At 34.7% G+C, this 24474-nt stretch carries 28 protein-coding genes and 1 tRNA gene; 27 read left to right on the plus strand and 2 right to left on the minus strand.

Translation table 11 applies throughout. The features are described 5' to 3' along the window. The first annotated feature begins 6 nt into the window (after nucleotides 1-6). The gene (truA, locus tag PGC14_RS04425; protein WP_271629629.1) at nucleotides 7-741 is read left to right on the plus strand and encodes a tRNA pseudouridine(38-40) synthase TruA; all 735 of its coding nucleotides are present in this window, start codon (nucleotides 7-9) and stop codon (nucleotides 739-741) included. Between the two features lie 30 nt (nucleotides 742-771). Here the strand turns inward: truA and PGC14_RS04430 are convergent. Continuing rightward, a tRNA-Val gene (locus PGC14_RS04430) sits at nucleotides 772-848 on the minus strand. Between the two features lie 164 nt (nucleotides 849-1012). On the opposite strand from PGC14_RS04430, the gene PGC14_RS04435 reads away from it, so the two are divergent. From PGC14_RS04435 to PGC14_RS04560, 26 genes are all read left to right on the plus strand, one after another. Then, nucleotides 1013-1597, plus strand: a complete 585-nt coding sequence (locus PGC14_RS04435) for a YdcF family protein (RefSeq protein WP_271629630.1) — start codon at nucleotides 1013-1015, stop codon at nucleotides 1595-1597. A 260-nt stretch (nucleotides 1598-1857) separates the two neighbouring features. Then, entirely contained in the window at nucleotides 1858-2358 is a 501-nt protein-coding gene (gene infC, locus PGC14_RS04440) for a translation initiation factor IF-3 (RefSeq protein WP_039766565.1), read from the plus strand. A gap of 29 nt (nucleotides 2359-2387) precedes the next feature. Beyond that, complete coding sequence (rpmI, locus tag PGC14_RS04445) at nucleotides 2388-2585, plus strand: 50S ribosomal protein L35 (protein ID WP_011917289.1); 198 nt, start codon at nucleotides 2388-2390, stop codon at nucleotides 2583-2585. 34 nt (nucleotides 2586-2619) lie between these two features. Continuing rightward, nucleotides 2620-2976 (plus strand): 50S ribosomal protein L20, encoded by a 357-nt coding sequence (gene rplT / locus PGC14_RS04450; protein WP_271629631.1) that lies wholly within the window; start codon nucleotides 2620-2622, stop codon nucleotides 2974-2976. Nucleotides 2977-3012: 36 nt separating this feature from the next. After that, complete coding sequence (locus tag PGC14_RS04455) at nucleotides 3013-3828, plus strand: TrmH family RNA methyltransferase (protein ID WP_271629632.1); 816 nt, start codon at nucleotides 3013-3015, stop codon at nucleotides 3826-3828. 76 nt (nucleotides 3829-3904) lie between these two features. After that, the gene (locus tag PGC14_RS04460; protein WP_011917292.1) at nucleotides 3905-4159 is read left to right on the plus strand and encodes an IreB family regulatory phosphoprotein; all 255 of its coding nucleotides are present in this window, start codon (nucleotides 3905-3907) and stop codon (nucleotides 4157-4159) included. Next, nucleotides 4107-5609, plus strand: a complete 1503-nt coding sequence (locus tag PGC14_RS04465; protein ID WP_271629633.1) for a hypothetical protein — start codon at nucleotides 4107-4109, stop codon at nucleotides 5607-5609. Before PGC14_RS04460 ends, PGC14_RS04465 begins: the two co-directional genes overlap by 53 nt. Further along, the gene (locus PGC14_RS04470) at nucleotides 5596-6543 is read left to right on the plus strand and encodes an aldo/keto reductase (RefSeq protein WP_271629634.1); all 948 of its coding nucleotides are present in this window, start codon (nucleotides 5596-5598) and stop codon (nucleotides 6541-6543) included. Before PGC14_RS04465 ends, PGC14_RS04470 begins: the two co-directional genes overlap by 14 nt. 25 nt (nucleotides 6544-6568) lie before the next feature. Continuing rightward, a complete protein-coding gene (ruvX, locus tag PGC14_RS04475) occupies nucleotides 6569-6985 on the plus strand; it encodes a Holliday junction resolvase RuvX (protein ID WP_271629635.1) in 417 nt (138 codons plus the stop codon). Between the two features lie 80 nt (nucleotides 6986-7065). Further along, nucleotides 7066-7977 carry a quinolinate synthase NadA gene (gene nadA / locus PGC14_RS04480; RefSeq protein WP_271629636.1) on the plus strand — a complete coding sequence of 304 codons (912 nt, stop codon included), beginning with the start codon at nucleotides 7066-7068 and terminating at the stop codon, nucleotides 7975-7977. A gap of 22 nt (nucleotides 7978-7999) precedes the next feature. Then, nucleotides 8000-9610 (plus strand): L-aspartate oxidase, encoded by a 1611-nt coding sequence (gene nadB / locus PGC14_RS04485; RefSeq protein WP_307742498.1) that lies wholly within the window; start codon nucleotides 8000-8002, stop codon nucleotides 9608-9610. After that, on the plus strand, nucleotides 9611-10450 hold the full coding sequence (gene nadC, locus PGC14_RS04490) for a carboxylating nicotinate-nucleotide diphosphorylase (RefSeq protein ID WP_039766481.1): 840 nt from the start codon (nucleotides 9611-9613) through the stop codon (nucleotides 10448-10450). A gap of 23 nt (nucleotides 10451-10473) precedes the next feature. Beyond that, a complete protein-coding gene (locus PGC14_RS04495) occupies nucleotides 10474-12408 on the plus strand; it encodes a molybdopterin-dependent oxidoreductase (protein ID WP_039766482.1) in 1935 nt (644 codons plus the stop codon). Further along, the gene (locus tag PGC14_RS04500; protein WP_011917300.1) at nucleotides 12405-13004 is read left to right on the plus strand and encodes a molybdenum cofactor guanylyltransferase; all 600 of its coding nucleotides are present in this window, start codon (nucleotides 12405-12407) and stop codon (nucleotides 13002-13004) included. The genes PGC14_RS04495 and PGC14_RS04500 overlap by 4 nt, the downstream gene beginning before the upstream one ends. Further along, nucleotides 12967-13563, plus strand: a complete 597-nt coding sequence (locus PGC14_RS04505) for an NUDIX hydrolase (RefSeq protein WP_011917301.1) — start codon at nucleotides 12967-12969, stop codon at nucleotides 13561-13563. Before PGC14_RS04500 ends, PGC14_RS04505 begins: the two co-directional genes overlap by 38 nt. A gap of 18 nt (nucleotides 13564-13581) precedes the next feature. After that, a complete protein-coding gene (locus tag PGC14_RS04510) occupies nucleotides 13582-14751 on the plus strand; it encodes a class I SAM-dependent rRNA methyltransferase (protein WP_271629638.1) in 1170 nt (389 codons plus the stop codon). Between the two features lie 27 nt (nucleotides 14752-14778). Then, nucleotides 14779-16146 (plus strand): RsmB/NOP family class I SAM-dependent RNA methyltransferase, encoded by a 1368-nt coding sequence (locus PGC14_RS04515; RefSeq protein WP_271629639.1) that lies wholly within the window; start codon nucleotides 14779-14781, stop codon nucleotides 16144-16146. A 1-nt stretch (nucleotide 16147) separates the two neighbouring features. Next, nucleotides 16148-16846, plus strand: a complete 699-nt coding sequence (locus PGC14_RS04520; protein ID WP_271629640.1) for a pseudouridine synthase — start codon at nucleotides 16148-16150, stop codon at nucleotides 16844-16846. A 33-nt stretch (nucleotides 16847-16879) separates the two neighbouring features. Beyond that, the gene (locus tag PGC14_RS04525) at nucleotides 16880-17464 is read left to right on the plus strand and encodes an ECF transporter S component (RefSeq protein ID WP_271629641.1); all 585 of its coding nucleotides are present in this window, start codon (nucleotides 16880-16882) and stop codon (nucleotides 17462-17464) included. A 13-nt stretch (nucleotides 17465-17477) separates the two neighbouring features. Further along, nucleotides 17478-17828 carry an Asp23/Gls24 family envelope stress response protein gene (locus tag PGC14_RS04530; protein ID WP_039766492.1) on the plus strand — a complete coding sequence of 117 codons (351 nt, stop codon included), beginning with the start codon at nucleotides 17478-17480 and terminating at the stop codon, nucleotides 17826-17828. Between the two features lie 20 nt (nucleotides 17829-17848). Then, complete coding sequence (locus PGC14_RS04535; protein ID WP_271629642.1) at nucleotides 17849-19489, plus strand: DAK2 domain-containing protein; 1641 nt, start codon at nucleotides 17849-17851, stop codon at nucleotides 19487-19489. Nucleotides 19490-19496: 7 nt separating this feature from the next. Beyond that, nucleotides 19497-21536, plus strand: a complete 2040-nt coding sequence (recG, locus tag PGC14_RS04540; RefSeq protein WP_271629643.1) for an ATP-dependent DNA helicase RecG — start codon at nucleotides 19497-19499, stop codon at nucleotides 21534-21536. Nucleotides 21537-21635: 99 nt separating this feature from the next. After that, nucleotides 21636-21833, plus strand: coding sequence for an alpha/beta-type small acid-soluble spore protein (locus PGC14_RS04545; RefSeq protein ID WP_011917309.1), 198 nt, complete (start codon nucleotides 21636-21638; stop codon nucleotides 21831-21833). Between the two features lie 124 nt (nucleotides 21834-21957). Continuing rightward, on the plus strand, nucleotides 21958-22512 hold the full coding sequence (gene rsmD / locus PGC14_RS04550; protein ID WP_271629644.1) for a 16S rRNA (guanine(966)-N(2))-methyltransferase RsmD: 555 nt from the start codon (nucleotides 21958-21960) through the stop codon (nucleotides 22510-22512). Next, entirely contained in the window at nucleotides 22509-23015 is a 507-nt protein-coding gene (gene coaD, locus PGC14_RS04555) for a pantetheine-phosphate adenylyltransferase (RefSeq protein WP_011917311.1), read from the plus strand. Before rsmD ends, coaD begins: the two co-directional genes overlap by 4 nt. Continuing rightward, on the plus strand, nucleotides 23015-23473 hold the full coding sequence (locus tag PGC14_RS04560; RefSeq protein ID WP_127351922.1) for an ATPase: 459 nt from the start codon (nucleotides 23015-23017) through the stop codon (nucleotides 23471-23473). Before coaD ends, PGC14_RS04560 begins: the two co-directional genes overlap by 1 nt. Nucleotide 23474: 1 nt before the next feature. Here PGC14_RS04560 and PGC14_RS04565 read toward each other — a convergent pair whose 3' ends face one another. Next, nucleotides 23475-24452 carry a nucleoside recognition protein gene (locus PGC14_RS04565; RefSeq protein ID WP_271629645.1) on the minus strand — a complete coding sequence of 326 codons (978 nt, stop codon included), beginning with the start codon at nucleotides 24450-24452 and terminating at the stop codon, nucleotides 23475-23477. Nucleotides 24453-24474 lie beyond the last annotated feature (22 nt).

Consider the following 24474-nt stretch of genomic DNA (forward strand, 5'->3'; position numbering starts at 1 on the left):
GTTCTTTTGAGAAACATTCTTCTCACAATTGAGTATGACGGGACAAACTATTTTGGCTGGCAAAAGCAGCCAAACAAAAAAACAATTCAGGGTGTTATGGAAGAGGCAATAAAGAAAATTACAGGGGAAGATGTAAATCTTGTTGGATCAGGTCGTACAGATGCAGGAGTACATGCTTTGGGTCAAAAGGCAAATTTCAAAACAGAAAGCAAAATTCCAACAGAAAAGTTTCCACTTGCTCTTAATTCAGTCCTTCCAAATGATATCTCAATAAAAGATGCCGCTGAGGTTTCACTTGATTTTTCAGCACGATACAGTGCCAAGCAAAAGACGTACAAATATCTGATTTACAACCACAAAACAAGACCTGCTATTTTACGAAATTATGTTTATCACTTTCCATATAAGCTTGATATAGCTTCGATGCAAAAATCTTGTGAGTATTTCATTGGAGAGTATGACTTTAGCAGCTTTTGTTCAAGTGGCAGTGAAACAAATTCAAAGGTACGTCGTATTTTTGACTGCTATTTAACATTTGAAAATGGCTGTATTGCAATATACATCACTGCGAATGGATTTCTTTACAATATGGCAAGAATAATAGCAGGAACAATCTTAGATGTGGGGGTTGGCAGAATCAAACCAACAGACATTCCTCTTATAATAGAGAGCAAAGACAGAACCAAAGCTGGCAAAACTCTTCCGCCTTGGGGACTCTATCTTGTGGATGTTGTTTACTGAACATTTTTTTAAACAAAGCGAAAAATAAAATGGTGGGGATAATAGGACTCGAACCTATGACCTCTTGCATGTCAAGCAAGCGCTCTAACCAACTGAGCTATATCCCCACCAGTCATTATTTAATTTTTGCAGTATGTATTATAGCATAGATTTTTAAAATTTGCAAATAGAATAATATAGCTGAAATGCTTAATTTTAGCTGTATAATCAATAGAATTCTTAAAACAAGGTTTCTATCGTTTGACAAACAATACAGATGGAGAGGTTGAGAATGAAACGAATTTTTAAGCTCTTAGGGATTTTGATTGGAAGTGTAATTATCGCATTTATTATATTAGAGTTAATAATTATCTCTTTTGGTGTAAATAGCAAACCTAAAAAATCTGATGCTATTATTGTGTTAGGCTGTGCTGTGTATGGAAGCTTCCCAAGTCCTTTTTTTAGAGCAAGGCTAGATGAAGCTCTAAGACTTTACAATAAAGGATATGGCAGATACATAATAGTCTCTGGTGGAAAAGGACCGGGAGAGAATATTTCGGAGGCAGAGGCAGGCAAAGAATACCTTGTGGCAAGGGGAGTGCCATCTGAGTTTATTCTCATTGAAAATAAATCTTTCTCTACTTATGAAAATTTGTTATTTTCCAAAAAACTTATGAATAAGTACTCTTTAAAAAGTGCAGTGATTGTATCAAATAGATTTCACTTAAAAAGAGCAAGTATAATTGCAAAAAGAGTTGGAATAGAAGCAAGTTTTTCTGGAGTTTATGTTGGTCAATACCTTTATGAAGAAGTCCATGGCTTTCTGCGAGAAGTGCCAGCAGTTTTGTATACATATCTCATATACTTAAGGCAATGAGCGCTTTATAAAAGTGAGGGCATATTGACATCATCCTACCACTTATGATATTCTTATAAAGGTAAAAAAGAAGTAGAAGTCTATCGCTTCTCACCTATCCGACAAAGAAGAGTCGGAAGGTCAATAGGGAGTTTGAGCCAAAAAAGAAGGCTCAAAGTATGCCTATGGAGTGGATAGACTATGCTTCTATCCACTTTTTGTTTAAATCAGAATGTATTATTTATTTTCCCAGGAGGTGTTTTGATATAAATAATAAAGATTTGCTCATCAATGAGCAGATAAGAGACAAAGAGGTAAGGGTTATTGATGAAAATGGGGTCCAGCTCGGAATTATGAGTGTCAAAGAGGCACTGAGGATTGCTGAGGAGAAAAAGCTTGACTTAGTTAAGATTGCTCCTCATGCAAACCCGCCTGTGTGCAAGATAATGGATTATGGCAAGTACAAGTTTGAACTTGCCAAAAAAGAAAAAGAGGCAAAGAAGAATCAAAAGGTTATCAATGTAAAAGAGGTAAGGCTTACAACCACGATTGAAGACCATGACTTTAACGTTAAAGTAAAAAATGCTATCAGGTTTTTGCAGGATGGCGATAAGGTAAAGGTTTCTATTCGTTTCAGGGGAAGAGAGGTTTTGCATCCTGAGATTGGGGAAGAGATAATAAATAAGTTCATTGAAATGGTAAAAGACTATGGAATTGTTGAGAAAAAACCAAAGCTTGATGGTAAAAACCTTACAGCGGTTATAGCGCCCAAACAACAATAAAAATTTTCAAGTAGGGAGGAGTAAACAGAATGCCGAAACTAAAAACACATAGAGGTCTTGCTAAGAGAATAAAAATTAGCGGAAGTGGGAAATACCTTAGAAAAAAAGCAGGTAAAAGCCATCTTTTGAGTGGCAAGTCAAGAAAGAGAAAGAGAAATTTGAAAAAGACAGTTATTGTTGATTCAACAAACGTAAAAGCTGTAAAGAAGCTTTTGCCATATCTATAAAAACTACACAAAGTGAATGGGAGGTAATCGGCAAATGAGAATAAAGAATGGTGTTTGGGCAAGAAAGAGACACAAAAAATGGTTAAAACTTGCAAAAGGTTATTGGGGTGCAAAGAGCAGGGTATTTAAACAAGCTCATATTGCTGTGATGAGATCATTGAGATATGCATATATTGGTAGGAGGCTCAAAAAGAGAGACTTTAGAAGACTATGGATAACAAGAATCAATGCTGCTGCAAGACAAAATGGGCTTTCATACAGCAAATTTATAAATGGTCTTAAAAAAGCGGGAATTAGCCTTAACAGAAAGGTATTGGCTGACATGGCTGTAAATGATCAGAAAGCTTTTGCTGAACTTGTTGAAATAGCTAAAAAGCAGATAAATGGTTAAGATAACCTTTAAAGTAAAGGTGTAAAAGTTGAAAAAATGTCTACGAATAGGAAAATTGAGCTTATCAAAAGTAAAGAAAATGAATGTGTAAAGAGGTTAAAAAAACTTCATGATAAAAAACACAGAGAAGAGTTCAAAGTTTTTTTAGTAGAAGGCGTTAAAGCAGTCAAAGAAGCCTTAGATTATGCAATAGAAGACATAAACCTTTTAATATTTTCACAAGAAGCATCCAAAAAGTATGAGGAGTTTTTCAGCAGGTGCATAAGCCTTTTGAACTCTGGTAAGCTAAAGAGGATTGTACAAGTGCCAGAAAAGATTTTTGAACATATCAGCACAACTACAACACCGCAAGGGGTATTGGCAGAGTGCTCTTTCTTTGACAAAGAGTTAGATGTTTTAAAAAAACATAATAGAGTTGTTGTTATTGATTCTGTCCAAGACCCTGGCAATTTGGGAACAATTATAAGGTGTGCTGATGCGTTTGGGTTTGAATGTGTTATTACTGTGAATGGCACAGTAGACGTGTACAATCCAAAGGTAGTTCGCTCAGCAATGGGTTCTATGTTTCATGTGGACGTTGTTAGAGAAAGAAAGAAGGAAGAGGTGCTGGAAGCTTTAAATAAAAGAGGCTTTGCTTTGTATGTGACAACTCCATATGGAGATGTTGATATATCAAAACTCTCTGTTGATGATAGGTTTGCAATAGTAATTGGCAACGAATCAAAAGGTGTTGATGTAGCTTTTTTAGAAAATGCGACAAAGAAGGTTAAAATCTCTATGCCTGGGAAGGCAGAGTCACTCAATAGCGCAGTGGCAGCTGCAATTGTGCTTTATGAACTTAGAAAGAAATAGAACTTTTGAAGCCTTCATCCAAGATTTTTAAAGATGGATGAGGGCTTAAAAATTAATTAAAGGTGGTAGTTTGAAGATGAATGACAAAACTCAACATTTTTCGTTTGACGATGCTATGGAAAAAAAGGTAAAAGAGATTTTAAGTGAGGTCTACAGTGCTTTGAAAGAAAAAGGTTACAATCCGATTGCTCAGCTTGTTGGTTATTTGATATCTGGTGACCCTACCTATATTACTAACCACAAGAACGCTCGTTCAATCATAAGGAGAATTGAAAGAGATGAGATATTGGAGGAGATTGTTAAGTTTTATATTGACCATAATATTGAGTAGCGCTTTTTATAGTACTTGTTTTTCGATGAATTTTTTCAAGTTTGAAAGCAGAGTCTTTGGCGATACAAATTTTTATGAGGATATAAAAAAAGCTCTGGAGAACAAAAAAGGCGGATTTGCAGTAATCGTTGTGTTAAAAGACCAAAAAGATTCTTTGAATGTCAGAGATTATCTTGAGAAAAACGGAATAAATTTGGAAAACAATAAAGAGGCGATTTACACTCAAAACAAAGGTTTATTTTTTTTATACAGTGGTGATGACAGGCTTGCATTTGTTTTTGACAGCAATTTAAAAAACGGCTTTTGGACAGAAAAGTCAGCTGATACAAAGAGAAAAGGGCTTGTATTAGAAAGAGAGTTTTTAGAACTAATAAAAGATGACTACAAAAAAAGTGGCAACGTTCCTGTTTCAAAAAGCTTTGTTATAAAATTGTGGCGACATTTTTGGATTTTGAATTATCAGCTGCAACATTTAAATAATTTTTTGATATCCTTATTTGCTATTATAATCATCTTTTCGGTGCTGGGTGCAATAATTTTTCTCTCAAAACCAAATGAAAAATACAATAAATTCTTTTTGAAATTTATACCAACAACTGTAATGGTAGGGTATATATTTGTTATCTATTCCCCCTTGCTTATTTTGAAGATAAACAACATTTTTTTATTTTTAGCAGTATTCTTTTTAATAACACTTATCACTTCTTCTCTTAGTTTAAAAACTTCACAGCTTATATGTTCTCTTTTTGGAATATTTTCAATCTTGGGTCAGGCGTTTTTATTCGACAATATTCTACAGCTTTTATCAACAGCAGGATATCATCCTTCGTTTGCAAATAGATTCTATGGGATTGGAAATGAGTTTTTTTCGTATTTAATGGGTTTCATATTTATATTATCAATTGTTAGCAATATGTCTCTCAGGAATCTATTTATAATTTTATTCTTGACTACCTTTGTTTTGATAATTCCATATTATGGTGTGAATTTCGGAGGATTTTTATCTATTGTAGTTGGCATTATAATATTTTTGCTTTTCAAAACAAGATATAAAATCAAAGTATTAGCAATGCTACTTGTTTTTATGCCACTTGCTTTGATTTTAATTTTGAAAAATAGCTATGTATATAAAGCATTTGCAAGTTTTGATACTTTTGTTTCTATTGCAAGAAGAAAAATGCTTATGAATCTTTCCTATCTTTTTCAGTACCCTGCAACAATATTGGTGCTTTTGGCTTTTGTGATATTGTTCTTGAGCATTGTTCAAAAAAGATTTAATATACTGCCTTCAGTAGAAGGTCATAAGGACAAATTTGTGGTATTTTTTATGATTGGACTATTTGCGTATTTGCTCAACGACTCTGGCACAATAATTATAGCATTACTCATGGGTTTTCTTGGCCTTGGAATATACTATGCAAAGATGGTGAATGAATATGGAATACGTTAAGTTAGGCAATACATCCCTTGTTGTGAGCAAGCTCTGTTTTGGGACACTTACAATTGGACCTCTTCAGAAAAATCTTCCAATTGAAGAGGGGGCAGAGCTTTTAGCATATGGCTATCAGCGAGGAATTAACTTTGTCGATACTGCAGAACTGTATGATACATATAAATACATCAAAAGGTCTATTGAGATAAGTGGGAAAAGACCAGTGATATCAACAAAATCATATGCTTATGATAAAAAGACTGCTGAGGCCTCTTTGAGAAAGGCCGTGTTAGAGCTAAATGTAGATTATATAGATTTGTTTATGCTACATGAGCAAGAAGGTGAGCACACATTCAAAGGACACTTCGAGGCGATAGAGTATTTTTTAAAGGCAAAGGAGAAAGGATATATAAAGCATTTTGGAATATCAACCCACTATGTAAAAGCAGTGAAAGATTCTCTAAAGTATCCTGAGATTGAGGTAATACATCCCATATTCAATTTCAAAGGTGTTGGAATTGTTGATGGCACAATTGACCAGATGATTGAGGCAGTAAAAGAAGCATACCAAAGGGGCAAAGGAATCTTTGCAATGAAGATATTTGGTGGGGGAAATCTTCTTTCAGATTTCAAAAAAGCTCTTGAGTTTGTATTTGGCTTTCCATATCTTCATTCAGTTGCAATCGGAATGCAAAGTAGGTTTGAAATTGATTACAATATAAGGTGTTTTGAAGAAAAGAAGGTATATTTAGATGATAGGCTGTTTGAGAATATAAAAACAAAAAGGCTTCACGTGGAAAGCTGGTGTGAAGGATGTGGAAGATGTGTTGAACATTGTCATCAAAAGGCGCTTAGAATAAAAGATGGAAAGGTGATTGTGGATTATACAAAGTGCTTATGCTGTGGATATTGCAGTAGATACTGTAGTGTATTTGCGCTCAAGATAATTTAAAAAAGTTTGTGCAGGTGATTTGAACTTGAGGATTTTATGTCTTGACATAGGAAGTAGAAGGGTTGGAGTAGCTATCTCTGACCCACTTAAGATAACCGCTCAGCCTCTTTGTATAGTTGACCTAAAAAATGAAGATTTATATTTAACACTTGATGGAATATTTGAAAAATATCAAATAACAAAAATAGTAGTAGGATATCCCTTAAGTAAATTTCATCCAGATGAGAAAACAGAGAATCTTAAAAGGATTGACGAGATTTGTAATGATCTTGAAAGAAGGTATAAAGTGGAAGTTGTCAAATGGGATGAGAGGTTTTCTACAAAAGCTGTTGAGAGGGTATTATCAGAAGAAAATATGTCATGGAAAAAGAAGAAAAAGGTGGTTGACAAGCTCTCGGCTGTGTATATCTTGCAAGGGTATCTTGACTTTATAAATTCTTAAAATACCTTTGAAATGTTGATTTTCTAAGTTTTAAATGCTATATTAGTAATAAAACCTAAGTAGAAAAGCGAGTGATTTTCTTGGATATTGAAAAGATTAAAAGAGAAATAGAGGAGTTAAAAAGGCAAAAAAATGCAATAATTGTTGCTCACAACTATCAGATTGATGAGATTCAGGAGATAGCAGATTTTGTGGGTGACTCATTTTATCTGAGCAAGGTGTGCGCAGAGCGCACAGAAAATGTAATAGTGTTTTGTGGTGTTCATTTCATGGCAGAAAGTGCCAAAATTTTGTCTCCGCAAAAGAAAGTACTCTTGCCAGAGATAGATGCTGGCTGTCCGCTTGCTGATATGATAACTGAGGAAGATGTTGATAGCTTGAAAGAAAAGTATCCAGATTATTCGATTGTATGTTATATAAATTCACCTGCAGCTGTAAAAGCAAAGTCTGATGTCATTTGCACCTCATCAAATGCGGTAAAAATTGTAAGAAATTTTCCGAATGATAAAATTATTTTTTTGCCAGACAAAAATTTAGGCAGCTTTGTAAAGAAACAGGTACCTGAAAAAGACATAATCTTGTGGGAAGGTTTTTGTATTACTCATTACAAGATAAAAAAAGAGGATGTGCTAAAGGCCAAAGAAGCTCATCCAGAGGCATTGCTTTTGGTTCATCCTGAATGCAGACCTGAAGTTGTTGAGCTTGCTGATTTTGTTGGCAGCACAAAACAGATTATTGACTTTGCAACTTCATCAAAAGCAAAGGAGTTCATAATCGGAACTGAGATGGGAATATTATACAGTTTGAAAAAACGAAATCCTGATAAAAAGTTTTATATTCTCCATCCTGGAATGATATGTCCTAATATGAAGAAAAATACTTTAGAGTCTGTGAGAAATGCTCTTTTGTATGATAGATATGAAATTAATATTGAAGAAAATGTTGTAGAAGGAGCAAGAAAGGCACTTTTGAAAATGCTTGAGCTCAGCTAAATAGAAATTGGGGATGGTTAATTTGGTTGAGTTTAAAAGATATTGTGTTGATTTTGATACGAAAAGTGATGATGTGTTAAAGTTTGATGTTGTTATCGTGGGAACAGGTGTTGCAGGGCTTTATACAACAATTAATCTTGATAGGTCATTAAAAATTGCTCTTATAACAAAAGAGAGTATTCAGATTAGCAACACAACCTTGGCTCAAGGTGGAATTGCCGCGCCACTTAGCCAAGATGACAGTCCTGACATTCACTACATGGATACAATTAAAGCTGGTGCAGGGCTTTGTGATACTCATATGGTAAGAATCTTAGTTGATGAAGCAATAGAGAATATAAACATTTTGCTCAAGATGAACATACCGTTTGATTTGGACGACGAAGGAGAGATTGTATTAGGTCAAGAAGGTGCGCATAGCAGGCGTAGAATTGTCCATGCAAGTGGTGATGCAACAGGAAGGATAATTTCAGAACATCTTGGGCTGAAATTGAAATCATATAATAATGTGACGGTATTTGAAAATACCTTTCTTGTTGATATATTGACTGATGATGATAAAGCAATTGGAGTTGTACTTAAAAGAAAAGATAAAAATCTGATAATATTTGCAAGATATATCGTGCTTGCATCTGGTGGTTATGGGTATTTATACAAGTACACTACCAACCCTGAAGTAACAACTGGAGATGGTTGCGCAGCAGCCCTGAGGTGTGGTACAAAGTTAGTTGATATGGAGCTTGTGCAGTTTCATCCAACAGTATTATATCATGAAAAGAACAAGAGCTTTTTGATATCAGAGGCTGTAAGAGGCGAAGGTGGAATCCTTTATAATATAAACAATGAAAGGTTTATGCCAATGTATCATCCTCAAGCAGAGCTTGCACCGCGCGATATTGTTTCAAGGTCCATATATTTTGAGATGAAAAGAACAAACTCACACAATGTTTTTCTTGACATAACTCATCTTAATAGCCAGTTTATTAAAAAAAGGTTTCCAAATATATACAAAACATGCTTAGAACTTGGCTTGGATATAACAAAGGAAAGGATTCCTGTTGCGCCTGCCCAGCATTATAGCATGGGTGGGGTGTTGGCTGATGAGTTTGGAAAAACTACAGTCGAGAACTTATTTGTCTGTGGTGAGGCGGCAGGGACGCGCGTACACGGTGCAAACAGGCTTGCATCTAACTCGCTTTTAGAAGGGCTTGTTTTTGGAAAAAGGATAGCAGAGTATATCAATGGCAGTAACATTGGAGAGGTAAAAGAGGTGAATGTACTTTATAACTGCAAAGAAGTTAAGGAGTTTGAAGGAGATGTAATGGTGGATATTGAGATTTTAAGGTCAAAGATGAATGAGTTTGCTGGAATTGTTCGAAACAAAGAAGGACTTGAATGTTTGATTAGCTATATTTTAGATAAGTTATATAGCCTTACAAAAGTTAAACTCCAAACTATAAAGCAGATTGAGTACTATAATATGCTTATGATTGGGTATACAATTGCATCTGCTGCTTTGATGAGAAAAGAAAGTAGAGGTTCTCATTACAGAGAGGATTTTCCTTACCAGGACGATGTTAATTGGAAAAAGCATCTCGTGTTCTCTCTGAATGGATGGGAGGTATTAGAATAGATGTTGAATTTTTTAATAGTCGATAAGCTTATCAAGGAAGCATTGATAGAAGATATGCCATATGGAGATATAACAACAGACCTGTTGATACCTCAAGACAGTATATCTTCGGCCATTTTAATTGCGAAAGAAGATGGAATTTTATGTGGTATAGATGTTGCGAAAAGGGTATTTGAGATACTGGATGAAAATATAGAATTTGAAAAGATAAAATCAGATGGAGAACCTATTAAAAAGGGAGATATATTAGCAAAGATTAAAGGAAATACTCGAGCAATTTTAAAAGGTGAAAGGTTAGCCCTGAATCTGCTTCAGAGGATGAGCGGGGTTGCAACTGTTACAAATAGACTTTCTCAAAAGATAAAAGGTTACAGGGCAATTGTGACAGACACAAGAAAGACTGTTCCTCTTTTGCGGATGCTTGACAAGTACGGAGTTTTTGTTGGTGGTGGGAAAAACCATAGGTATTCCTTGTCTGATGCAGTTTTGATAAAAGACAACCATATCAAAGCTGTAGGAAGTATAAAAGAGGCAATAAAAAGAGCAAGAGAAAACATACCTCACACAATGAAGATAGAGGTTGAAGTGAGGACAATGAATGAATTTGAAGAAGCACTTGAAGCAGGTGCTGATATTATCATGCTTGACCACTTTGGGCTTGATGATATGAAAAAAGCTGTAGAAGCAGCATCAGGGAAGGCTTTGATTGAGGCATCTGGCAATATAACATTGGAGAATATCGAGGAGATTGCAAAAACAGGGGTTGACATTATATCAGTCGGTAGTATTACTCATTCTGTAAAAAGTCTTGATATTAGTCTTGACTTTGTAGAAATGTGAAAAAAATTTTTGGGGGCTATATAATGATTAAAAAAGTTTTCTGCCCGCTTGATTGTTTTGACAGCTGTGCAATTTTGGCAGAAGTACAAGATGGTAGAGCTTTAAAACTTTCAGGTAGCAAAGACCATCCCATTACTCAGGGTTTTTTGTGCAAAAAAGGCTATAGACTACTTGACAAAGTTTACTCTGAGGAGAGAATAAAAAAACCCCTCTTGAGAGTGAAAAACGATTTTCACGAGGTTGACTGGAATACTGCACTTGATCTGATAGCAGAGAGAATAGAAGAAATTTTGAAAAGATACAATTCAAGTGCTATCTTGTACTACAGTGGCGATGGATACGAAGGATATTTAAAAAATATAGAGAGGCTATTTTTTGATTACTTGGGTGGAGCTACATATTCTGAAGGTAGCCTTTGTTGGGGTGCTGGCTTGCTTGCACAAAAGGCAGACTTTGGAAATTCACTTTGTCATTCACCTTTTGATTTGTTCAATTCCAACTGGATTGTGCTGTGGGGAAGGAATGCATTATGGACAAACCTACACCTTTATTATCTTGTTTTAAAGGCTAAAAAACAAGGCAAAAAGGTAATGGTGATTGATATATACAAATCTCCTACTTTTAAGATAGCTGATATAGGAATTGTGATAAAACCATCTTCTGACTCTTATCTTGCTTATGGAGCAATTAAGTGTATAATTGAAAATGGCAAAGAGGATAGGAATTTTATTGATAATCATTCTATTGGGTTTGAAGAAGTAAAGAAAATTGCCGAAAGTCTTTCATATAAAGAGGTTGAAGAAAAGTGTGGGATATCGAAAGCAGTAATTGAACAAGTTGCACAGGTTTTTTTGCAAAAGCCTGTTTCAACCTTTATTGGCTATGGACCACAGAGATATACAAATGGTGTTAATACAGTCAGGACAATTGACTATCTTGTTGCAATTTCTGGGAATGTAGGCATAAAAGGTGGCGGTGCGAATTTTGCTCACAGGTTTACGGAAAACCTTGAGCCAGTTTTCAAAGATGACAAAAGGGCTGTGAAAAAGCGTTTTTATAATAGAGCAAAACTTGGAGAGTATCTCAAGAGTTTATCAGATCCGCCAATTGAATTTGTTTATATCTCAGCAGGAAATCCTGTTTCGCAATGTCCTGATTCTGACTTGGTGTTCAGGGAACTTCAAAAAAGGTTTGTTGTCAATGTAGATATGTTCTTAACAGCAACTTCTTATGCCTCTACCTTAGTTTTGCCTGCAGCAAGTTTTCTGGAAAAGGAAGATATATTCATCCCGAATATGTGGCATGACTATATAGGTATTTCAGAAAAGGCTATTGAGAAGATAGGTGAAGCCAAGTCAGAGGTTGAGATAATAAATGAGCTTGCAAAAAGGCTAAATCTTGATTTTCCTATAAAATCCGAAAAAGAGTGGGTAGATGTTGTAAAACAGCACCTTGAGAAAAACCTGAATATAAAACTTGAAGGCCATTTTACAAGAGGCTGTGCAATCGATGTGCCATGGGAAGACAGAGTATTTTTGACAAAGAGTAAGAAATTTGAGTTTAAAAATGACATCTTAGGAGTTGCTGTTCCGTGTACAGATGACAGCCAAAAGCTTTTAAAAAATCAGTTGAGGCTTGTGACGATTCACTCTGACAAGACGCTGCACTCTCAAGAGTTTTTTGAAAGAAAAAAGCTTGCTTATATCAATCCTCTTGATGCAAAGAGGTTAAACATCTCAGACAGGGATAGAATTTTAATATACAATGGATGTGGAGGTTTTATTTTGGAGGCTTGTATAAGCGAAAATGTTGGCAGAGGATTTATAATTGTTGAAGAGGGATTTCAAAATGAAAAGATTGAGACAATAAACTCTTGTCTTTTTGGTTTTACAGCTGAAAAAGACTCTCAGGCTGCTTTTAATTCTAATTTTGTGTTTGTCAAAAAGGTGGCAACATGAAAAATCTATTTATACTTGCAGGTGGAAAATCAAGCCGACTTGGCTTTGACAAGCTAAACATAACTATTTGTGGGAAGAACGTTGTTGAGATAATAGACCAAAACATAGGAGATTTATTTGATCAAAAGTTTATTGTTGTAAAAGAAGAAAAAGTCTTAAAGTTAAAAAATTTTAAAGTGATAAAAGATGCACTTAAAATTGATGCACCTGTGGCAGGAGTTATTACAAGTTTGATATATTCTCAAAGCGATAAAAATTTTATTTGTGCATGTGACATGCCATTTATCAACAGAGATTTAGTAAAATATATGCTACAGTTTGAAGGGTATGACGCAGTTGTGCCATTTTACAATGGCTATTTTGAACCTTTATGCTGTGTGTATAGCAAAACATTTTTAAAAAGTGCACTTGAGTGTGTCAGCAAAGGGATATTATCGCTTAACTTTGCACTAAGAAATTCAAATATAAAAAAGATAGAGCTAAATGAAATACTACAATTTGATAGCATGTTAATGAGCTTTAAGAATATAAACACTATACAAGATTTGGAGGAGGCAAATGAGCAATTTAAAAGTGCGTTTGCCGAGCATGTTTGATTTGAGTGAGATAGATGTATCAAGGGATTTGATAGAGAAAAAAATTGATATAGAGATTGAAACTCAAGAATTTTTTGAATATGTAAACTCTAAGATAAACGTTGACAGAATTGGTGAGGTTGTATTTGCTGTCAAAAATGGTGATTTTATTTTGCTTGTAAGGCAGGATGAGTACCCTCAAGGTTTGTACAGAGTACCATCAGGTGGGATTGGAATTGGTGAAAAAGTGGTTGATGCCTTGAAAAGAGAAGTAAAAGAGGAGCTCGGGATTGATGTTCAAAAGTTTTCTTTGATAGGTGTTATCGAGTACAATCTTTGTTATAAACACAAATCATATAAGTTTTTCTCTTTCGTCTTCTTAATAGATGATTACAAAAAAGACAGCTTTGCAGAAACTGATGGAGAGATTTCTGAAGTTTTGCCTGTTGAAGTGCCAAGGATAAAAGACTATTGCGATATTATTGAGCAGCAGAGCGGTTTTTGGAAAGACTGGGCAAGATTGCGCTACCATTCTACTTATCTTGTATATGAGTACCTGACACAAAAGAGAATAAAATAAAGAGGTGTTTTTGTTCAGATGGCAAAGGTGTTCCTGGCAAAAGGAAAAGGCTTGAGAGTTGAAAATGGACATCCTTGGGTATTCAGACATGAGGTTGAAAGAATAGATGGGGAGTTTGAAGATGGCGATATTGTGGAAGTTTATAATTTCAAAAATAAGTTTGTTGGTAAAGGTTTTATAAACTCAAAATCACAAATCTTAGTAAGAATTCTTACAAGGAAGAACGAAGAGATTAACATAGATTTTTTCAGAAAAAGAATTCAAGATGCGTGGGAGTATAGAAAGAGTATAGGATATGTTAATAATTGCAGACTTATTTTTGCAGAAGCTGATTTCTTGCCGGGACTTATTGTTGACAAATTCGGCGATGTTCTGGTTATGCAAACACTTTCAAGAGGTGTTGACAGATACAAGGATAAGCTGGTAGATATATTAGTTGATGTGGTAAATCCAAAAGCAATATATGAGAGAAATGATGCAAAGGTAAGAGAAATTGAAGGGCTTGAGCTTAAGAAAGGATTTTTATATGGAAAATCTTCTACAGAGGTTGAAATAGAAGAAAATGGTATAAAGATGATTGTTGACATAGAGAATGGACAAAAGACAGGGTATTTTTTGGACCAAAAAGAAAACAGGGTTGCAATCAGAAGTTTTGTAAGTGACAAGATTGTTCTTGATTGTTTTTGTCATACAGGCGGTTTTACAATAAATGCTGCAAAGTTTGGGGCATCTAAAGTCATTGGAGTTGACATTTCAGATACAGCAATTGAGCAGGCAATGAAAAATGCGAAACTGAACGGTGTTGAAAGCAAATGTGAGTTTGTGGTTGCGAATGTCTTTGACTATTTGAATGAGCTTGATGACAAAAAGGAAAAGTACGATGTTGTGATTTTAGACCCGCCTGCTTTTGCTAAAAGCATTCATACAATTGAGAATGCAAAAAGAGGATATAAAGAGATAAACTTAAGAGCTATGAAAATACTCAAAAAAGGTGGTATTTTAGTCACATGTTCATGTTCACACTATATGAAGCCAGATTTGTTCTTTGAGGTAATAAAAGATGCAGCGAAAGATGCCAAAAAGACCTTGAGAATGATTGAGTATAGAACACAGGCAAAAGACCATCCGTATCTTATAAATTATGAAGAATCACTATACCTAAAGTGCTTTATATTCCAAGTTTTATAGAGCTTGAAGAGGAGGTAAATTCAGAAGTTGAACTTGCCAGAAGAATTTTTGTCAAAGATGAAAGGGATTTTGAAAGGGGAATTTGAGGATTTTGTAAAGGTGTATGATTTTGATAGTTACAAAGGATTTAGGGTGAATACAGCAAAGGTTTCGGTTGAAGAATTCATGAAGCGGATTGGTATAGAGTTTGAAAAAGTTCCATGGTGTGAAGATGGGTTTTATATCAACGATGAAATTAGACTGAGTAAACACCCTTACTATTTTGCTGGACTTATCTACATCCAAGAGCCATCGGCAATGTTTCCTGTTGAGGCTTTGGATGTAAAAGAAGGTGAAAAGGTTTTAGATTTGTGTGCAGCACCAGGCGGCAAGACAATCCAGATTGCAGCCAAGATTGGACCAAATGGTATGCTTGTTTCAAATGATGTCAAACCAACAAGGATAAAGGCACTTGTTAAGAATGTAGAAAATCTTGGACTTACAAATGTTGTAATTTTGAATAACAAGCCAAAAGAAATAGCTGAAAGCTATGGTGCATACTTTGACAAAATTTTGGTTGATGCACCTTGTTCAGGTGAAGGGATGTTTCGCAAAGACCCGACTTCTGCCAAAAAGTGGACTTCAAATCATCCACAAAAATATGTTAATTTGCAAAGAAGTATTATGACAGAAGTAGATGAGCTTTTAAAAGTAGGTGGTGAGATAGTCTACTCTACTTGTACATTTGAGCCTGAAGAAAATGAAGGGATAATTGATTGGTTTTTGAAAAAACATAAAAACTACGAGGTAGTTGAGATAAAAAAATACCCAGGATTTTCTGATGGGCTTGAAATAAATGGAAATCTAGAGCTTAAAAAAACTGTTAGAATCTATCCCCACAAAGTTAAAGGTGAAGGGCATTTTGTATGTAAGCTGAAGAAGGTAAAAGAAAGTGGCAATGAATGGGTTTTTGAACCGAAAAGATATCAAGTTGACAAAAGTGATTTAGAGATTTTTGAAAAATTTTGCCAAAAGCACTTTGATATAGATTTTAAAATGTTTGAAAACAGGGTATTTTATAAAAAGGCTGACAAGCTTTATTTAGGATATGAAGGGCCGTTTGACAAAATTACTCCTATAAGAAATGGGCTTTTGCTTGGAGAGGTTTACAAAGGGAGGTTTTATCCTTCAGCGCACCTTATCTCAAGTCTTAAATTCGAGAATTTAAAAAAAGCAATCAACTTTTCTGTAAATGATGAAAGGCTAATTAGGTATCTCAAGGGTGAGACTATTGAGAATGTTGAAAATTTAAAAGGATTTGTTGCTGTGTGTGTAGATGGTTTTACACTTGGCTGGGGTAAGGCAGAAGGGCATATAATAAAAAACTATTTTCCAAGAGGGTGGAGATTAGAGTAATATGAGACTTGACAAATTTTTAGCACACAGTGGTTTTGGAACAAGGAGCGAGGTAAAAAGGTTGATAAAGAAGGGCCTTGTAAAAGTAAATGGCAGAAAAGTTAACAGCCCAGATTTGAAAGTTGATGAAGAAAAAGATGTTGTACAGGTGGGAGAGGAAATAGTAGAGCTTCAAAAGTGGGTTTACATTATGATGAACAAACCTCAAGGGTATGTTTGTTCAAATGATGACCCATTTTCACCTACTATTTTCTCGCTTATTCCGGAAAACCTAAAATATAGAAATTTGCACACGGTTGGTAGACTTGATAAAGACGCTGAGGGTCTTTTGATAATTACAAACAATGGAGAGTATACGCACAAAGTTATATCACCAAAAAAACACATAGAAAAGGAATACATTGTTAAGCTTGAAAAGGAGCTTAATAGAGAAAAAATAAAGATATTTGAAGATGGTGTTGTTTTAGATGATGGTTATAAAACCTTGCCAGCAAAATATACTATATTAGACGATTTCACAGTTAGCCTTAGAATTTATGAAGGAAAATACCATCAAATAAAGAGAATGTTTGAATCGATTGGGAATAAGGTTGTGTATTTAAAACGTATCAGAATAGGTAAGTTAAAGTTAGATGAAAATTTGAACCCTGGCGACTATAAGGTGTTAGATGAGCTTGATGCTTTTTTAGTGTTTGAGTAACAAGCGTTTGGTAAAAGGAGGAGATCAAAAAGAATGAGCCAGACAGGAACAAAAAACCTTATTAAGATTTCTATATTTGGTGCACTTGCTTTTGTTGTAATGCTTATTGAGTTTCCCCTGGGGATATTTCCAGATTTTTTGAAACTTGATTTCAGTGACTCAATAGCACTTATTTTGTCATTTGCATTAGGGCCTTTGTCAGGAGTTGCAGTTGAATTCTTGAAAAATGTACTTCATCTTTTTGTTACAAAAACAGCTGGAATAGGTGAGCTTGCAAACTTTATGATAGGTGGTTGTTTCGTATTTGTTGCTGGATACATATACAATAAGAATAGAACAAAAAAGGGAGCTATATTAGCTTTAGCACTATCTACCTTAGTTTTTTCAATCTGGGCGGGAATTTTAAACTATTTTGTTTTTCTTCCTTTGTATGAAAAGGCGTTGAAATTTCCTATAACAGAAATAGTAAAACTTGCTGCAAAGTTCAATAGTCTTATTACTGACAAATTTACCTTGATATTGTTCTCAATTATTCCGTTTAATCTTATAAAAGGTACTATAATTTCCATTATTACGTTTGCTCTTTATAAACGACTTTCAAAGATTGTAAAAAGATAGGGGATGGAAAGATATGGGTGTGTATTTTGAAAATGAGTTTGGTAAGATAGAGATAACAAATGATTGTATTGCAACAATTATAGGGCTGAGCAGTATGGAAAGCTATGGCGTTGTTGGGATGGCATCAAAAAGCATAACAGATGGAATTGTAAACCTGCTTGGGAGAGAAAATCTACAAAAGGGAATAAAGGTTACAGCAGAGAATGGTGTTGTCAATGCTGATATCCATATAGTTGTTGAATATGGAACAAGAATTCCTGTAGTTGCTGAAAATATAAAGGAAAGGGTTTCGTATGCAATTGAAAAGTACACTGGTTTAAAACCAGGTAACATCAATATTTATGTGGATGGTATTCGCTTGTAAGAAGCTGAGGAGGATGTAGTATGAAATTTTTAACAGCAGATGTATTAAAAGATATGCTAAAGGCAGCTAATAACTATTTAAAATTGAACATAAAAAAAATTAATGCTCTGAATGTCTTTCCTGTACCAGATGGAGATACAGGCACAAACATGTCTGCAACACTTGATAGTAGCATTAAAGAGATTAATGGCAAAGTATTTGAAACTGTTGATGAGCTTATGAATACTGTTGCTTTTGGCAGCCTAAAAGGTGCTAGAGGAAACTCTGGGGTTATACTTTCACAGCTTTTAAGAGGCTTCGCAAAGGAACTAAAAGGAAAAGAAGTACTTGATATTCCAACGTTTGTTGCCTGTCTTAAATCAGCATCTGCAAGTGCTTATAGAGCAGTAATGAAACCCACAGAAGGTACAATGCTTACCGTTGCCAGAGGAATAGCCGAGGATGTTGAAAAGGAAGCTTTGTCAAATTCAATAAGTGAAATAGAAGACCTTCTTGAGGTATGCGTATTAAGTGGAAGAAAATGGCTCAACAAAACTCCTGAGATGTTACCTATCTTAAAAGAAGCAAATGTTGTTGACAGTGGTGGTATGGGGCTTGTTGTAATTTTTGAAGGGATGTATAAATTTTTGAAAGAAGGGATTAGTTTTGAGGATGTGCAAGAGGAAGATGCTTATGAAATAGCTTCTGTTAAAACTGATGATATAAAATTTACTTATTGTACAGAGTTTTTTATAACAGGACTGAAAAAAGATATAGAGGATGAGTTTAAAGAATATCTTCAGACTGTAGGTGATTCAATTATAGTAATCCAAGATGGTGAGATTTTAAAAACCCATGTTCACACAAACTCACCTGGCAAGGTAATAGAAAGGGCTTTAAAATATGGGGAGCTTATAAATATAAAGATTGATAATATGAAATATCAGCACCAAGAGTTTGTGAAGGCTGAGACAGAACAAAGAAATAATGAGAATATTGAGGATGAAATAATTACCAAGGAATATGGGTTTGTTGCTGTATCTCAGGGTGAAGGCTTTAACGAGATCTTAAAAGGTTTGGGTGTTGACTATATTATAGAAGGCGGACAGACAATGAACCCCAGCGCAGATGATTTTATAAGTGCCATAAAAAATGTCCCGGCTAAAAATATATTTGTGTTTCCAAACAACAAAAACGTTATAATGTCAGCTGAACTGTCTCTTCAGCTAATCAATACAAAAAAGAACATAAAAGTAGTAAAAACTAATAACATTCCAGAATGCATTGCAGCACTCATACGGTTTGACATAAACTCAGATGTTGAAACAAATATCAAGCGCATGCAAGAAGCGATAAATTCTATAAAAGTTGCTGAGGTTACTCAGGCTGTAAGAGATACAAAGATTAATGGTTTTGAGATAAAAGAAGGTGATTTCATAGGAATATCTAAAAAAGAGATAATACAATCTGGCAAAGACCTTATAGAGGTTGCAATATCTTGTGTAAAGAAGATTGTTGATGACAGCACTCAAATTTTGAGCATCTACTATGGTAAAAATGTTAATTCTGATGATGTTCAAAAATTGGTAGATGAACTCAAAGCTGAATATCCTCAAATTGACATAGAAAGCTATGAAAGTGGGAATGACATTTATCACTTTATAATTGTTGCTGAGATGTGAGGGAAAAATGAAGTTACTTGAAAAGGAGATAAGGTACCTAAAAGGAGTCGGAGAAAGTAGAGAAAAGCTTTTTAGAAAGCTTGGTATTAAAAAAGTTGAAGATTTGCTCTGGCACATTCCAAGAAAATACCTCGATTATAGTAAACTAAAGAAGATAAAAGAGCTTTCAGATGGCGAGATAGAGTCATTTGTGGGAACTGTTTGCGGAAAGCCAACTGAGATAGAGACAAAAAGTGTTAAGATAATAAAAATACCTGTTGAAGATGGTACAGGTGTTGTTACAACCGTTTGGTTTAACCAGGATTATATAAAGAGTGTTTTAAAAGAAGGAGAGGTATTTTGTTTTTCGGGCAAAATAGAGAGAAGAGGTTTTTATATTGAAGTGAAAAATCCTGAATTTGAAAAATATGACCAAAACCTTCTTCACACGGGAAGGATTGTCCCTGTTTATAACTCAACAGAAGGGCTATCTCAAAAGGTGATGAGAAACATTGTAAACAATCTATTAGAACAGGTTGAAGGACAGCTTGAAGATGTCATTCCGCCGTACATAAGACAAAAATATCATTTGAGTGAAATAAACTTTGCGATGAGAAATATTCATTTTCCAGATAACATGCTAAGTCTTAGCCTTGCGCGAAGAAGGCTTGTGTTTGAAGAGTTTTATCTTTTGCAGCTTTCTCTTTTACTACTTAAAGAGAACATTGAAAAGAATGAGGGAGTAAAGGTACAAAATGCAAAAGAAAATATAGAAGAGTTTAAAAGGCTTTTGCCGTTTGAGCTAACAAATGCCCAAAAACGTGTTTTGGATGAAATAGCAGATGATTTAGAAAGCTCAAAACAGATGAACAGGCTCATACAAGGTGATGTTGGCTGTGGAAAGACGGTTGTTGCTTTAGCTGCTGCATACGCAACAATCAAAGGTGGCTATCAGGTTGCACTAATGGCGCCAACTGAGGTTTTGGCTATCCAGCACTACAATGAGAGTAAGAAGTATTTTAAAAATGGAATAAATGTACGGCTTCTCATTGGCTCAACACCTAAAAAAGAAAAAGAGGTAATTCTAAAAGAGATTGAATATGGGCTTTGTCCTATGGTGATAGGCACTCACGCCTTAATTCAAGAAGATGTCAAATTCAAAAATTTGGGCCTTGCGATTACTGATGAACAGCACAGATTTGGTGTAATACAAAGAGTAGAACTTACAAAAAAAGGAAATTCCCCAAACATACTTGTTATGACGGCAACTCCTATTCCAAGAACATTGAGTCTTGTATTATATGGCGACCTTGATATATCTATAATAGATGAGATGCCACCAGGGAGAAAGAAGATTTTGACATATGCAGTTGATGAGAGTTTTCGCCAGCGCGTTTACAACTTCATTAAAAAACAGCTTGACGAAGGAAGACAAGTTTACTGGATTTGTCCTTTGATTGAGGAATCTGAGACTTTAAATGCAAAGTCTGCTGTGGAGTTTGCAAAATCGTTAAAAGAAGGGTTTTTTAAAGATTACAATATAGGTTGTCTGCATGGAAAACTCTCTTCAAAAGAAAGAGACAAGGTATTGCAAGAGTTTAAAGAAGGCTTGATTCATATATTAGTGTCAACAACAGTGGTTGAGGTTGGTATAAACGTTCCAAATGCGACTGTGATGGTGATTGAAAACGCAGAGAGATTCGGCCTTGCACAACTTCACCAGCTTCGTGGTAGAGTTGGCAGAGGAGAGCATCAGTCATACTGTATACTGTTTAATCAAAGTGATTCTGAGATATCCAAAAAAAGAATGATTGCAATAACAAAAAGTCAAAATGGATTTGAGATTGCCGAGATGGATTTGAAACTGAGAGGACCTGGTGATTTGTTTGGAACCAAACAACACGGTCTTATGAACTTTAAAATTGCAGATATAGTAAGTGACATGGAAATTTTAAAAGAAGCACGGAAGGCGGCTGAAGAGACCATTAAATTAAACCTTGTTGATAAGACTTTAATGGAAAGAATTAATAAACAATTTTACAGTAATATTGAAAATATTGGTCTTTAAACCCTTTCAAAAATTTCTTGTTATAATAGTTTGAAAACTGCACATATTAAATAGTGAAAACAGAAAATAAAGCGGATAAAAAAGGGGGGTTTAAAGGTCATGGCAAGAAACAGAAAATTAGTTCCAGAAGCAACAAAGGCATTGGACCAGTTAAAAACAGAGGTTGCAAGCTCAATTGGTGTTCAACTCAAGCCTGGTTACAATGGTGATTTGACAGCAAAGCAAGCAGGTTCAATTGGTGGATATATGGTAAAGAGAATGATTCAGGACTATGAAAACAGGGCTGCTGGCAAGTAATAGAACTGACAGGGGTTTTAAAGATACACAACAACGAAGGGACTTTTGAGGTCTCTTCGTTGTTGTTTTTTTAGAGGGATTTTTATATAATCAATATATAAACAAATTGTAGGCAATATCTAAAATGAGAGTAATTAGTGGGCAAAACAAAGGAAGAAGGCTAAAAAGTGCGAATATTCAAGGTTTGCGACCAACCTCTGACAGGGTAAAAGAAGCTCTTTTTAATATGCTATCTCCTTTTTTAAATGAAGAAGTTGTTGTTGCTGACTTTTTTGCTGGGACAGGAAATGTTGGTATAGAGTTTTTGTCTCGTGGTGTAAAAGAAGTTGTATTTGTTGAAAAGGATGAAAGGTGTGTGCATCTTATAAAGGAAAATCTCAAAGATTTAGGTTTGTCGGAAAGAGCAAAAGTATTTAAAACTGATGTATTGAGATTTTTGAGATCAAAACATTGTCCCATTTTTGACATTATATTTTTGGACCCTCCTTATAAATCTACCTATGCTGCAGAATGTATAGAGGAGATACTTAAAAATAATAAAATCTCTCAAAATGGACTCATAGTTGTTGAATCAAATTTAGATTTTAATTTTGAAAGTGCAAAGCTTACCATCTTGAGACAAAGAGAATATGGGGATACAAAAATCACAATATTTAGCTTTGGGGGTAGACAATTTTGAAGATAGGAGTATATCCAGGGAGTTTTGACCCGGTTACAAATGGTCATCTTGATATCATTGAAAGAGCTTCTAAGATTTTTGACAAATTGATTGTTGCAGTGTTGGTGAATCCTAACAAAACGCCTGTTTTTGATATAGATGAAAGAGTAGAACTTTTGAAAGAGACAACAGAACATCTGCCAAATGTTGAAGTAAAAGCGTTCAAAGGTCTTCTGATTGATTTTATGAAACAGGAGAATGCAAAGGTTATAGTCAAAGGCTTGAGAGCAGTGTCAGACTTTGAGTATGAATTTCAAATGGCACTTTTGAACAAAAAATTAGAGCCGTCAATTGAGACAATCTTCATGATGACCAATAGCAAGTATTCATATTTGAGCTCAAGTATGGTCAAAGAGGTTGCAAGGTTTGGCGGGTGTATTGAAGACTTAGTACCTGAAAAGATTGCTAAAAAGGTTATGAAAAAATTGAATAAGAAATATGCTGAAATGGAGGAAAATAAGTAATGAGTGAACTCAGCATTTTAGAACTTTTAGAAAGAATGGAAGAGATATTAGAAAGTAGTAAGTCTATACCATTTACATCAAAGGTGATGGTAGAAAAAGATGAACTCCTTGAGATTATCAAAGAGATAAGACTTCTTCTTCCACAGGAGCTGTCGCAGGTCAAGTGGGCAAAGGAAGAGAGAAAGAAGATTTTAGAAAGGGCACAAAAAGAGGCAGAGGCTATTATAAGCGATGCTGAGAACAAAGTTAAGGGATTAGTTGATGAAACTGAGATTGTAAAGATGGCAGAAAAAAGAGCTGAGGAAATTATCCAAAAGGCTAAAGAACATGCAAAAGAGTACAGGATTATGGCACAGACGTATACAATAGAGCTTTTAGAACAAACCAAGAAGACTATTGAAAACATAGTAAAAGAACTGAATGATAATATTGACCAGATAAAACAGAAAAATACATAGACTATATGACTACAAATATTATCAAAAGGATTACAACTGACAGTATTGCATGGATGCATTTTCCAATAAGATATGTTTTAATAGGCAACTCAGCTTCTTTCAAAAACGAAATAGCTTGAAAATGGACGCTCATTCCGCCCCAAGAAATAATAAGTACGCATGCTAAAAGTTTATAAAAGGCTGAAAGGGTTTGAGATTTGCTAATTAAAATTGTGCCGCTTGTAATCTCAAAAAATCCATATAAAAGTCCTTGTATGAAATTCTTATCTATTCCAAGAAGTTTGTGTAAGGTATTACAAAAAAGCGGGTATATCTTAAAATATTCAAAGACAAAATTTAGATTGAAAAACAGTGTTATAAACCCACCAATCAGCAATATTGCTTCAATGGAGTCTTTTACTGACCGTGACAGAAGATTTCCAAGGTCGAAGTTTATATTGACGTTGTAGTTTTTATATGAAACCCATTCTATTTTAGAAAAAACAGAAACAAATAGAGCAATGATTATGCTTGCCAAGGTATGGGCAAAAAAAAGGATATATCCTTGGGTTTTTGAATTTAAAAAGTTAATTCCCACAGTACCAATTATAAAAAGTGGACCTGAATTATTGACATAGTGTAAAAGCTTAGTTGCCTCTTTTTTAGTTATGAGGTTTTCTTTATATAAACTGCATACCGTTTTAATGCCTACTGGATATCCAGACAGAAGCCCAATTATGAAAGCAAAGAAACCTTGGGAAGAGATTTTAAAGATGTTCTTTGCTACAGGTAAGAATATGTACGAAACATAGCTTATTATTCTTGAATTTACAAACACATTGATGATGAGAAAATAAGGGAAAAGTGATGTCACAATCTTTTGTGCCCACAAGAGTATGGATGTTTTGGTTGTTTCAATGATTGCATGAGGATTTAAGAATATACATACAAAGTAAAGTAGACATAAAATAATTATGGTAAAGTTATATATGGTTTTCAAAAACAAACGACCTCAGAAGTTC

Origin of the sequence: Caldicellulosiruptor sp. DIB 104C (assembly GCF_028198085.1) — a bacterium.
GTDB lineage: Bacteria > Bacillota > Thermoanaerobacteria > Caldicellulosiruptorales > Caldicellulosiruptoraceae > Caldicellulosiruptor > Caldicellulosiruptor saccharolyticus.